We start from the raw sequence: 12,647 nt of genomic DNA on the forward strand, positions 1-12,647 counted from the left end.
TCTTTAAAGTTAGCGTCGAACTCCTCCACCATAGCCATGAAAGCCTCGGGATCTGGCTGATCTTCGAAATAACCAAAACTTCTAATAGTACGCTGCTTGGTGGGCATCCCCGGTCCAGGGCGATACCCTTCGACAACACGGATGTGCGTTTTAATAACGCCACCACGCTTTACACGGTCTTTTCTTATCATGGAACATCACCTCCTTTATATTGTAGCACATCTGTAGTATAACACAATATAAAGAGCACAAAAAAATGCGGAAATCCGCATTTTATAAGCATATTATTCCACTCTGTCTGCTTCGTATATTCTGCTAACTGTAAAAGTCGGGTTATATCATATTGTCTTTTGCCATTCAACAGGCATACCTTGCCTGTTGCCGGTAAAACACAACGCAGGAGCCTAGGCGCCGGAAGTCCCTGCGGCAGCCAGTATGCTTGCTAGCGGGAATGCCTCATGAGTCTGCTACAGAGAAGCTATTCGCCGAATGACTTTGCCTGAAGTCTTCTATTTAGAATAAAATAAATATCATTTATAAATAAAAATTATCAATAACTATATTGTATTATCAGATATTTTATACTATAATGTGAACAAATGAAAAAAATGTTCAATTACTCAATAAGTTATCGACTTTTGTATAGGAGGTAGAATAGGATGAATGATGGAAAATCGGCGAATTGAAATACTACATGCCTTTTCGTCTATTGTGGCACGGCACGGTGTCAATAGAACGACGATGCGTGATGTAGCTAAGGAAACGGGCTATAGCATTGGCACAATATATAATGAATTTGCCAATAAGGAAGCATTAATTGATGGATTATTTGAACAAAAAAAAATAGAATTCGAAAAACTTTTGCTTCATTTATCAGGAGTTTGCCATGCTGAAAGTGAAATGCGGCTGCGCCGTTTTATACTTGGCTATATACAGGAATACAATCAGAAAATGCGTCAGGATTATGCCTTTGTCGAACTTGTCAGAGACGCGCGTTATTTTCGGTTTATTGGTCTCAAAGCGGTAGACTTTAATCAGTTTATACGCCGTAAGGTCCTTGCCATTCTCGAAGGTATTTTACAGGCGGGGGTACAGGCAGAAAGCTTTTGCATAACAGACATTGCCGTTACTGCGATAGTAATACTCAACGCTTTTACCATGTACTTGCTGCCGTCACCGGCTGCAGAAAAACACTCTGACAGTATTGCCAAAGAAGCAGAAGCTATGCTTGAGCTATTTATTAAAGCACTTCGCACTAGATAAATTTGTAATGGGGGAATCAAAATGCTACATATGCGCAATGTAAAAACATCATGGAAAATCGCAGGGTTACTTGTATTTATGGCTTTCTTCCTGTTAATTGTCGGCTATGCCGGCCACTATGCCGCAGCCACTTTGGCCGGAAAAATGGATGATATGTATAAAAACCGGCTGCAGCCGGCAGAGTGGCTTAATTCAGCGCGCGCAGAAAGCAGAAGAAATGAAGCGTTAACCTTATCGATTTTTTTAAGTCACGATGCGGCCCAGCAACAGACCTTGTATAAAACGATTGAAGAACATAAAAAAATCTATGCCGGCTTTTTAGATAAGTATCAGCAGGCTCAATTGGACAAGTTCGAACGGGAAACCATCAATAAAATAGTAGCCGAAACTAAAGTATACCGTGAAATTTGGCAAAAATCATTGGATTTGGCGTTAGCCGGCAAGCAAGAGGAAGGACATGAATACTACGCCAAAAATGCAGTCAGCCACTTGAATACCATCAATAAACTGCTAGATGATTTAGCGGAATATAATAATAAAGCGGCCCAGGAAGATAAGCGGAAAAGCGAAGAAATCGCTTTATATAATGACAGGATTAGTATGGCGGTAACATTGATTGCCGTACTTCTTTCAGCATTATTAGGGTGGCTGATAGCCAAATTAATTTCGGCTCCGCTGGCGGCCTTGGTTACAGAAGTTCACCGGTTAGCAGCCGGTGATTTAAAAAACAGGAAGGTACACCAAATATATTATACGGATGAAGTCGGACAATTAACCAAAGAATTTGACATCATGGCCAATCAGCTACATAAACTTGTGACAAATATCCTGGTGAGTTCCAAGCAGCTTGCATCATCGTCTCAGGAACTGAATCTTAGCGCGGAAGAAGCGGCTAAGGTGACCGAACAGGTGACAAGGGCGATCGGTGATGTGGCCCAGGGCGCTCAGCAACAGTCGCAGGCAATTGAGGAGACCGTAACCAGTGTGCAGCAAATGTCCTCTGCCATTGAGCATATTGCCGGTAATGCCAACACGGTATCAGGGGCTGCCGTTAAAACAGCGGATGCCGCTATGGCGGGAGCCAAATCAGCGGAATCTGTCACAATGCAAATGAACAGTATTGAAAAAACCGTAGAAACATCCGCCCAGGTTGTGAAAAAATTAGGGGAACGATCTCAGGAAATTGGGGAAATTATTAACACCATTGCCGGTATTGCCAGTCAGACTAACCTATTAGCGTTGAATGCTGCTATTGAAGCGGCACGCGCCGGCGAACACGGCAAAGGCTTTGCCGTAGTGGCCGAAGAAGTACGACAATTAGCGGAGCAAGCCAAAGATGCCGCTACGCAAATTGCCGCGATGATCAGAGATATTCAGACGGAAACCGCCAAAGCTGTAGCCGCTATGAATAAAGGCAGCGAAGAAGTAAAAGTAGGAGCGCAAGTTGTAGCAAGCACAGGTCAAAATTTTAATGAGATTACTACTCTGGTAAACAATGTTTCTTCTCAGGTTATGGAAATTTCAGCAGCGATCGAGGAAATGTCGGCTAGCAGTCAGCAAATCGTAGCCACAGTCCAACATATTGATGAAGTTAGCAAGCTGGCGGCAGGTCAAACGCAAACGGTTTCCGCGGCAACGGAAGAACATTCCGCCTCCATTGAAGAAATTCTTGCGGCCAGTGAATCGCTTGCCGGTACGGCCCAAACGCTCCATGCGGCGGTTGAATTTTTTAAAGTATAGTCCCTGAAGAATTTATTATTTTGACTCATTTTAGGCAACATAGCATTGCCGTTTCCACTGACAAGATATTCGAAACACTCTAAAAAAACCGTGCTGAAGCGTTTACATTTCAACACGGTCCTTTATTATTGGCAATTACCATTTAAGGTCAGAAACTGATAAGACCTATACAACATTCGTGTCTCCATTAATGACAATAACTGTCCGAGGTTTCGTTAACAAAAGCAGGAGCAGTCCTTACTTAGCTATTTTACAACTCGCCGGGCACCAAGATACCGTGATGCCCAGTAAGAACTATCCAGGTATGCAAGTGAAACTCCACGACTGGAAGAAGCATGGATAAAAACCCCATCTCCAAGGTAAATACCACTATGAGATGGACCAGGCTCATAGGTGCTGAAAAATATCAAATCACCCGGTTGCAAGTGGTTTCTCGCGACCGGCACCCCTACACTGAATTGAACATCGGCCGTGCGCGGTAAAGAAATACCATTTACAGCAAATACATATTGAGTAAAACCTGAACAATCAAAACCGCAGGGCGTGGTTCCCCCCCATACATAAGGTACTCCCTGCTGCGCCATAGCAGTTGCGACAATACGCCTAACAGCGCTGCTGCCGTGGTCCCCCTGGCTTACCGATGTATCGGACAGCCTTAAAGCGTTCCAGGTGAGTTCACCCACAATACCATCGGCCTTTAAACCCCGCTCAATCTGGGCGGCTTTAACCGCAGCTTCGGTTCGACTTCCAAAGTTACCGTCAATCGCACCAACATCATATCCCAAACTTTGTAGCTGCTCCTGCAGGCGAACAACCTCAGGACCGCTATCTCCAAACTGGAGAGTAGCCGCTTGTGCACTACTTATCAGTAACCCACTTGTACATACTATTACTAGTACCTGTAGTATAAGTTTCTTCCATGAACTTTTTAACAGATTCAAACCGCCTTTCTTCGCCTCCGGAGTTAGCTGCCGGGTTAGGGCCAGGCTCAGCCCTGCGTTGATAGCGCTTCACCCCAAAATATAGGATCCTCCGTACCTGTAAAGGATTCGGCGTATTAAGTGGAATTCTTTATGTCACCTCCTTACTTAGATAGTGTATTATATTCAGCCAGCCCCGTATTCGACAAAAAAACTATCATATTGTATTCATCATCAGTGTAAGTAACGTACCTGTACCTAAAGCTCAAATTAGTCTGCCATATCCAAAAATATTGTGCAGAAGCAACCAAAATAGTACCAATTAAAAAGACAACTATAGCTGAAGAAAAAGGTTGTCTTGTGGTGATCATGCGGACAGGCTCATTTACGCTTTAAACTGTTTTATGACCTTAGATAGAATAGAAAAGCCGCCCTATCCTATAGGACAGAACGGCAAAATATCCACACTTCGTCAATTAGCTATATGAGAATCATTACTTTCATTTTCCAAGTCTCTAACAATATTGGGGAGGTCATCCAGCAACTCTCGTAGTTCTTCTTCCGTCATACTGTAGTCTAATTTATCGGATGTATTTTCTATTTTCGACACCTCCACATGCTATGAAGTTATTTACTGTTAAGTTCAACAGTATAAGCAGGCCCTACATCAATTAACGAAGTGCTGTCCGTACCGGAGCTGCTAGTACTGACCACATTGGCAACATCAGCCGATGCAGCAACACCGGCAGTACTGCCGGTGGCAACACCGCTAGGCATACTGCCACTACCGGAGGTACTGGCAGTACTGGTCATGCCGGAACTCTCAGCTTGAGCAATTTCAGTTTCAATTTCCGTTAGTTGTGCTTGAAGAGCCTTAATCTGCTGGGCATTTTTTGTGGCATTTTCTTGTTCAAGTTTCTCAATTTGCACTTTAAGAGCTTGCTCTTTCGCTTCTAAAGCAGACGTATTGGCTGATGAACCGGACGAGCTAGAGGAATTATACAGGTTACTCGTGGAAGTTGAACTAATAGCTGATACATTCATACTATAGCCACCCCTTTTATTATTAATTGTTTGCTTATCGATTGATTATTGATTTTTTGAATATCTTGAGCACTTGCACGTAAAATTGCATATAGCAATCATTAGGACTAACAGCCTTTCATTTTAAATCCTTTATTATACGATTTTACCATCCAACTGTTACAATTCAGTAACAGTTTTGTTAAAATTATGTTTAGATATTGCGTAACACAATCCATTGATATTGATACTGGCTCATGTTGAACCTCACTAACGTACACTACCAGAGGTGTTTATAGGAATTTAACCAATTCTACTTATACTCAAATGTCGTCAACAGTAGTATCTGGCAATTCAGATGCTGACAACATATATGGCTCGTTAAGCGAAGCAGAGTTTGTATCAGCCCTTACGGAAAAAGTAATGCACCGTGTTTACAGCTTCTTTAATACCGACTGTTCCGGACTGTAATTGAATCAAAAACTACGAAGACCAATCCACCTGCTGTATCCGCCATTAATGATAGTTTCGGCAATACTGCTGCGGATACACCTACGTATAATAATGATAAGAGCAATAAATTTCTGCAAGCCACCTAACAAGTTATCAATAAGTAAAGTATCATTTTTCTTTCATTAAAAAAAGCGCTTGCCCAGCGATCCGGCAAGCGGCTAAATCAATGATTGTTTATCCCTAAATGAAATGGTGAGTAAGTTGTAGACATTTTCTCTTAATATCCGTTAATTGTCACCAAAAAGGCACTTTCTTTTCAATCCATCCGGAAAAGAAGTACCCTTTTCTACATCTAGTCATTTTTCCATTATAACATTCAAAATTACTTTATCCGTTTCTAACATACCCGGATTGCTGACTTTACCCAAATTTGCAATCGTACGTTCAATAGAATTTGTAATAATACCATTCGTATCGGGAACGACAATATTTCTTTGCGCCAACAGTGAACTTTCCACCGCAGCGGCAGCAGCGGTAGACAGCTTCAGTGAACAGCCTACCTTACCGCCATCACAGATCATGCCTGTAAGGTTAGCGATAATATTCTTCATCGCTGACTCAATCATTGTAATATTTCCACCCATCAACCAGGTAATAGCCGCGGTGGCAGCTGTAGCTGCAGCTACAGCACATCCGCATAGTGCAGATAAACTGCCTGTATAGATTTTCACGTAAATAGTAACCAGGTGACTAAGCGCAACGGCTCTAAGCAGTTGTTCTTTTGAAGCACCAATTTTTTTAGCCACGGCATAGACCGGTAAAATGGCGGTAATACCGTGGTTTCCGCTCCCGGCGCTACTCATAATCTGCACATTTTCTCCTGACATACGCGCATCCGCGGCCGCGGCAGTAAGCCGTTTGGCCGAGTTAATCATATCATCCGATACGGCTCCACTGGTCATCATTTCTTCGTATATGGATCCAATCCTCATACCCAGCCTTTTCCTAATACCGATTTCAGCGGCCAATACATTCATATTGACCCCTTCCAGCAAGAAGGCAAGTTCCCCGACCGGCAATGCTTCCACAGCAGCAACCAGTTGAGCGATACAGACACTTTCATCACGCAGAAATTGACGGTAATCATGATGTAAGCTGCTTTGTTTATCTTGCTTGCTCACAAGATTTTCACCATTCAATTGAATCCTGACGATATTGGTATGTTTGTCCTGTATGAGAACTTCACTGTAACTAGCCCCGGACATAAGCCGGGCACAAATATACAAACCGGTTTTGCTTTCATCCACACGGACATTGACAATTCCCTTGGCCAGCATTGTATTGGCAGCTGCCAGTTCCGCGGGTGTCACACTTTCCAGCACGGACAGTTGTTTTTCCGGGTGCTTTTTTACAGCGCCTAAAGCTGCAGCTATGGTGAGGCCTGTTGCCCCAGTACCGGGAATACCTACAGCCACACCGTTTTTATAAATGTTGGAATTCACTGTAACGACAATATTATCGATATTTCCCTTGAGCACCTCACTGGCAGCCGCCGTTGCTAAGGCTACCGCGCCTGGTTCAGTACAGCCAGTGGTTGGTAGTACTTCTGCCTTTAATAATTCTATAATTGTTTTCGTATCCATGTTCTCAGCTCCTCTGCTCTACTACTGTGCAAAAACCGTGCCAAGGCAAAGGAGAAGAAACCGGCGGGGCAACGCCGCTAAATTATCATCAAAGTGATAACTTATTGATAAACCATGATAATTTTATCACTTCATTTCTAGTTGCTTTCAATACCATATTTGCGAATTTTACGGTATAAAGTTGCGATCCCCATGCCTAAGTGGGCCGCTGCTCTTTTTTTACCCTCAACACACATGCCAAAGGCGTTAAGTGCGGACACTATTGTCTGGCGTTCTGCATACTCAGACGGCCGGAGATTGGACATCTCCGGCTGGATTGGCAGATAAAGCTGTGTGTCTGCCGTCAATTTGGCGGGAAGCGCATCCACGTCAATAACTTCCGCAGAGGTCTTAATCACCGCACACTCGACAACATTCTCCAATTCGCGGATATTACCAGGCCAGTTATAGTTTTGCATCCGCCTTACAGCTTCATCGGTAAAGCCGGTAATCTTTTTGCCTGAATTCTTGCGCTGTTTTTCTAAAAAGAACTTGGCCAATTCCATAATATCATCCGGCCTCTCGTGCAAAGCAGGCAATTCTATCGGAAAAACGTTAAGCCGATAGTATAAATCCTCTCTAAAAGTTCCCGCTTTGACCAATTTCTCCAGATTACGGTTGGTAGCGGCAATAATGCGTACATCTAACGGCATTGACTTTATGCCGCCCACCCGTTCCACCGTTTTTTCCTGCAATACCCTTAACAGCTTGACTTGCAAGAAAATCGGCATATCGCCAATTTCATCCAAAAACAAAGTACCTTTATTGGCCAGTTGAAATCTGCCAGGCTTGCCGCCTTTACGGGCTCCGCTAAAGGCTCCTTCCTCGTACCCGAATAGTTCGCTTTCCAATAGGTTTTCCGGAATAGCACCGCAGTTGACTGCTACAAAAGGGTTATTGCCTCTGCCACTTTCGTAATGAATGGCGCGGGCAAAAACTTCTTTGCCTGTCCCGCTCTCACCCATGATCAACACCGTTGAGGAGGTTTCAGCTGCTTGGGCAGCCTCCCCCTTGACCATAATCAAAGTTTTACTGGTACCTACAATGTCATCAAAGGTAAGCTTAGCTTGTGTCAGAGACTGTTGTACCGGCCACTCGCCAACCGCAGAAAAACTGGCAACAACCCCCCGCACCTCATCTTCGCCAAGCATTGGCTTGGCACTTACCATATAGTGATAATGTTTTCCTTTATTCCAGACACTTACTTCTCGATTGATAAACCCGATACCATCACGCAATACTTCCGGAATTGGTGTACCGGGAAAAACTTCATTAAGATGAAAGCCAATTACATCGCGTGCTTTAATTTTAAGGAGCTTTTCAGCCGCAAAATTGACATTTATGACCTTGGCGTCCTGGTCAATCGCGATAATGCCCTCAGCAATAAAATTAAGCACTGTTGCCATTTGATTTTTCAGAAAAACGATTCGATTTAAACTATCTTCTTCCGCGACTTTAACCGCAATTAATTCTGCCATCTTGCGGACAAAACTCAGTAAACGTTTGTCCTTTTTAGACAATTCCATCTGTTGTTTCGGCGAGAAAGCAATCAAACCAATGACACCGATAGCCTTCGTCCCGACAATAATCGGACAGCACAATTGCGCCAATTCCATACAACTTGTCCGCTTCTCACACTTGCTACATTCCTTATAGGTACTAACATCATTAATAATGTATTCCGCCGGGTGATGGATGACCTTTTCATACACCGAATTGCCGGTTATTTTTTGTCCAATCGTAGCTTGATGATAGCCTGTGCCGGCAATTCGCACCATGGAATCATCCACAATCGTCACGTCCATACTAAGTGCACTGGAAATGGCTTCGGCAATCTGTTGCGTGGTTACCTGAATCTGCTGTAAGCTGGACATTTTTATCACCCCAATACAATTAGTTATTGTTCGTACCGTTTATCGTTTTCGCTTTATTACGACATTAAGTTACCTTCGACAATCTCTATTCATTTTAAAGCTTACAAGCCCTCCGCCGAAGGACTGATTTCAGATTCGGGGTTGGTTGATAAAACAATTGTCGAACTGAATGTGCCTAACGTCTACCGTCTTAACGCACGCCAATCAGAATTCGATTTTATTAAATCGCTCAACAGATTTTTTTTGAAAAGCTCCAATCAGCCAACCCGTTGATAAACCAATAATCATCGGTATAACCCAGCCCATGCCCATATCAAAAAAAGGCAAATAAGTATGGTAAAAAGCCAGTAAGTTTTGAATAAAAGCTTCCTGCTTTATGACATCCGGTATGGAATTAAAAGCATCTGCCACACTGGCAAACATTGTACAAACGGTTGTTAATCCATATACAATCTGCCGATGTTTAAAAAGTGGCGACAAAAATGCCAATATGATCAAAGTGATTGCTAATGGATATAAAAACATTAACACCGGAATCGATAATGAGATAATCTGTGTCAGCCCGACATTGGCAAATAAACAGGATATGATGGTAAATAAAAATACATACGACCGATAACTTAGCGAATTAGGAAATAATTTTTGAAAGGTTTCTGAGCAGGCGGTGATAAGACCAATCGCTGTTTTTAAACAGGCCAGCGTTACGATAATCGCCAATAAGATGCTGCCTGCCGAACCAAAATAATAGTGTGCAATTTGGGCTAATGCAATCCCGCCATTTGCTGATAACTGATATTGAGCCACACTGGTCGCTCCAATATAGGCCAGGCAGCTATAAATAAGCCCCATCAAAAGAACGCTTACAATACCTGCTTTTACCGTGCCGATCGCAATATTTCGCGGACTCTGCACACCCAAATCCTTAAGTGTCTGCACAACAATAATTCCAAAGGCCAGTGAAGCCAGTGCATCCATCGTATTATAGCCTTCGACAAAGCCTTTAAAAAATGGCTCCGTAACATATAACCCGTGGATTTCAGCACCTGAAACCGTTCCCATGGGGCGCAAAAAACTTATGATCACGAGAAAAGCCAAGAATACCAGAAATAACGGATTTAGAACTTTTCCAACCCAGATTAAAATTTTACTTGGTTTTAATGAAAAAATTAATGCCATACCGAAAAATATAATGGTAAATCCGGCTAATCCCCAGGTTTGATATTCTTTTGCTATATAGGAGGCTAAACCAATCTCATAGGAAACACTTCCGGTTCTTGGCAATGCAAAAAACGGCCCAATCGTCAAATACAATAAAATGGTAATCCCGTAGGCATAGAAGGGGTGAATGCGGCTGGCTAATCCGAATAATCCATCGCTTTTGGAAACACCAATAGCCACCACACCCAAAAATGGCAGACCGATTCCGGTAATGAGAAACCCGATAGTAGCAATAAAAACATTACTGCCGGCTTCTTGCCCCATATGTACAGGAAAAATCAAATTCCCGGCACCAAAAAACATCCCAAATAACATTGAGCCAATCAATACATACGATGATAATGTCAATCGATTATCCATAGACTCACTCCTAAATAGGTAAAAATATAATGTAATGATATAGTCCATATAGTATATTACCGTATTTGGGTTCAAATAGCTATAACCCGATCCATAAATAGTAAAGCCTGCCGACAAAACTATTTTCTTAGTATAGGTATTGATACCGTAAATTTTGTCCCTTTGCCGATTGTACTTTTCACGTCGATTTTTCCCGCATGCTTGTCAACAATCCATTTGGCTATGGACAGTCCCAAACCCGTCCCGCCGGAATCTCTTGATCGAGATTTATCCGCACGAAAAAAGCGGTCAAATATGCGTGCAATATTTTCAGGATCTATACCCACTCCCGTATCTTGCACGCTGATGATTGCGTTCTTATTAGCAAGATAGCAAGCAATGGTAACCTGCCCGCCTGCAGGCGTAAATTTAAAGGCATTATCAAGCAAAATTACGAGTAATTGGTGCATTCTGTCTCTATCAGCCACTACTTCGATATTCGCTTCAATATTAGCTGCCAGGTTGATATGATTTATCTCTGTGAACACTTTAAAATGACTAATAACCTCATTAACAACATCACTCAAGTTAACTAAATTTAGGCTTATTTCCGCTTTACCGGCATCTGATCTCGCTAGTGTAAGCAAACTTGATATTAACTTGATCATTCGCTTGGCCTCTTGCATTATTGCAGTAATCCGATGGCACTCTTCCTGGACAGTCTTATTAGGATGCCGCAGCATCAACTCGGCATTGCTATATATTCCGGTCAAAGGAGAGCGCAATTCATGCGATACGTCCGAAACAAACTGTTGCTGTTTTTCCCATGCTTCCTGAATAGGAACCATGGCCCGCTTGGCAAGAAAAAAACCTGCTAAGATAATAACGATTATACTGATAATGCCGCCACCGATAATGAGCCATAAAAAGCTATTGAGCAAATGCATTTCCGAATCTACAATGCTAATAACAAAGATAGATTCTATACGAAAATTTTTCGTACTGTCATAAAGATCTTCCTGATATCTATACGGCCATCTCATCATTCTATAGACATGGCCCTTGTAATCTTTTGTTTTCAATTCACCAGTTGCAACATCGGAAATAATTTCATCAACGTTAGTTAACTCATAATTAGCTAATTCAGTTTCACGAAAGGGGAACGGATTTAACGTATGTCCGTCTGAACTGCGAATTAATACAAAAATTCTCGGATCCAAGATTGGCCGCTCTAACGGAACAATAATTCCATTTTCCAATCTAAATCCACTTGCATGCAAACGCATGGCTTCATCTAATCTGTCGAATAACCGGTAGGAAAGATAGCCATAAAGTATGGCCGTAAATAAAAAATAGATAATGAAGAAAACAAACGAATTTAAGGTCGTCAAGCGAACCAGAGTACGCTGAAACATACTAACTCACCTTCAGCATAAAACCAACACCCCGCACGGTTTGAATGAAAATATCTAAGCCATACGCAATTAGTTTTTTCCGTAAATGGTGAATATATATATCAACAATACTAGACGAAATATCCGACTCCAATCCCCAAACCCGATCAAAAATCTGATCCCGTGTAAGTATCTGTTCTTTATTCAGTGCTAAAAATTCCAGAATTTCATATTCCTTATTAGTCAGCCCCAGGGGTTCTTCATTGACGAAAGCATCTTTAACCTTGCTATCTAATGTCAAATTACCGCAATTTATCTGATCCTCTATAATTAAATTACCCTTACGGCGAAAAAGAGCTTTTATCCGGGCAAGCAACTCCCGCATGGCAAAAGGTTTTACCAGATAGTCATCCGCCCCGGATTCCAGACCAATTACCCGATCATCCACACTGTCCTTTGCCGTTAAAAGCAGTATAGAAACTGCACAGCCGTTATTTCGCAGGATTTTAACAATCTCCAAGCCGTTAATCCCCGGCAACATAATATCAAGCACAATTAAGTCATGAATGCCTTGCTTCGCTAAATACAACCCTTCCTCGCCGGTCGATGCCTGGTCCACTAGGTAGTCTTCTCCGGCTAAAATGGATACTGTGGCTTCTCGCAGGATATGATCATCTTCAACTACAAGTATGCGCATAGTCAGCCCCTTCAATTTTTTATTCTATACCTAGTATGCACCTA

Annotated in this window: 10 protein-coding genes and 1 riboswitch; of the genes, 2 read left to right on the forward strand and 8 right to left on the reverse strand. The window is 42.4% G+C overall.

The window, feature by feature from the left end; genetic code table 11:
* Positions 1-191: hypothetical protein (locus tag BLR65_RS24745; RefSeq protein ID WP_218130668.1), on the reverse strand; the 191-nt coding region annotated here is incomplete at its 3' end.
* A 472-nt stretch (positions 192-663) separates the two neighbouring features.
* Here BLR65_RS24745 and BLR65_RS24750 point away from each other — a divergent pair.
* Positions 664-1,263 (forward strand): TetR/AcrR family transcriptional regulator, encoded by a 600-nt coding sequence (locus BLR65_RS24750; protein WP_093796868.1) that lies wholly within the window; start codon positions 664-666, stop codon positions 1,261-1,263.
* Positions 1,264-1,284: 21 nt separating this feature from the next.
* Entirely contained in the window at positions 1,285-3,003 is a 1,719-nt protein-coding gene (locus BLR65_RS24755) for a methyl-accepting chemotaxis protein (protein WP_093796870.1), read from the forward strand.
* 245 nt (positions 3,004-3,248) lie between these two features.
* On the opposite strand, the gene BLR65_RS24760 is transcribed toward BLR65_RS24755, so the two are convergent.
* From BLR65_RS24760 to BLR65_RS24790, 7 genes are all read right to left on the reverse strand, one after another.
* Positions 3,249-3,944, reverse strand: coding sequence for a C40 family peptidase (locus BLR65_RS24760; protein WP_245693030.1), 696 nt, complete (start codon positions 3,942-3,944; stop codon positions 3,249-3,251).
* Positions 3,942-4,068: riboswitch (cyclic di-AMP (ydaO/yuaA leader) on the reverse strand. Its footprint overlaps the gene before it by 3 nt.
* A gap of 482 nt (positions 4,069-4,550) precedes the next feature.
* Positions 4,551-4,967, reverse strand: coding sequence for a FlxA-like family protein (locus tag BLR65_RS24765; RefSeq protein ID WP_093796872.1), 417 nt, complete (start codon positions 4,965-4,967; stop codon positions 4,551-4,553).
* A 788-nt stretch (positions 4,968-5,755) separates the two neighbouring features.
* Positions 5,756-7,042, reverse strand: coding sequence for an L-cysteine desulfidase family protein (locus BLR65_RS24770; RefSeq protein ID WP_093796874.1), 1,287 nt, complete (start codon positions 7,040-7,042; stop codon positions 5,756-5,758).
* 137 nt (positions 7,043-7,179) lie between these two features.
* Positions 7,180-8,955, reverse strand: a complete 1,776-nt coding sequence (locus tag BLR65_RS24775) for a sigma-54 interaction domain-containing protein (protein WP_093796876.1) — start codon at positions 8,953-8,955, stop codon at positions 7,180-7,182.
* 204 nt (positions 8,956-9,159) lie between these two features.
* Positions 9,160-10,533 (reverse strand): branched-chain amino acid transport system II carrier protein, encoded by a 1,374-nt coding sequence (gene brnQ / locus BLR65_RS24780; protein ID WP_093796878.1) that lies wholly within the window; start codon positions 10,531-10,533, stop codon positions 9,160-9,162.
* 119 nt (positions 10,534-10,652) lie between these two features.
* Complete coding sequence (locus BLR65_RS24785) at positions 10,653-11,927, reverse strand: sensor histidine kinase (protein WP_093796880.1); 1,275 nt, start codon at positions 11,925-11,927, stop codon at positions 10,653-10,655.
* A gap of 1 nt (position 11,928) precedes the next feature.
* A complete protein-coding gene (locus BLR65_RS24790) occupies positions 11,929-12,603 on the reverse strand; it encodes a response regulator transcription factor (protein ID WP_093796881.1) in 675 nt (224 codons plus the stop codon).
* Positions 12,604-12,647: the final 44 nt, after the last annotated feature.

Source organism: Sporomusa acidovorans (genome assembly GCF_900101845.1).
GTDB classification, from domain to species: domain Bacteria; phylum Bacillota; class Negativicutes; order Sporomusales; family Sporomusaceae; genus Sporomusa; species Sporomusa acidovorans.

Coding starts and splice junctions, on each gene's coding strand:
- BLR65_RS24750 (WP_093796868.1), top strand. CDS start 664: ATGATGGAAAATCGGCGAATTGAAATACTACATGCCTTTTCGTCTATT.
- BLR65_RS24755 (WP_093796870.1), top strand. CDS start 1,285: ATGCTACATATGCGCAATGTAAAAACATCATGGAAAATCGCAGGGTTA.
- BLR65_RS24765 (WP_093796872.1), bottom strand. CDS start 4,967: ATGAATGTATCAGCTATTAGTTCAACTTCCACGAGTAACCTGTATAAT.
- BLR65_RS24770 (WP_093796874.1), bottom strand. CDS start 7,042: ATGGATACGAAAACAATTATAGAATTATTAAAGGCAGAAGTACTACCA.
- BLR65_RS24775 (WP_093796876.1), bottom strand. CDS start 8,955: ATGTCCAGCTTACAGCAGATTCAGGTAACCACGCAACAGATTGCCGAA.
- brnQ (WP_093796878.1), bottom strand. CDS start 10,533: ATGGATAATCGATTGACATTATCATCGTATGTATTGATTGGCTCAATG.
- BLR65_RS24785 (WP_093796880.1), bottom strand. CDS start 11,927: ATGTTTCAGCGTACTCTGGTTCGCTTGACGACCTTAAATTCGTTTGTT.
- BLR65_RS24790 (WP_093796881.1), bottom strand. CDS start 12,603: ATGCGCATACTTGTAGTTGAAGATGATCATATCCTGCGAGAAGCCACA.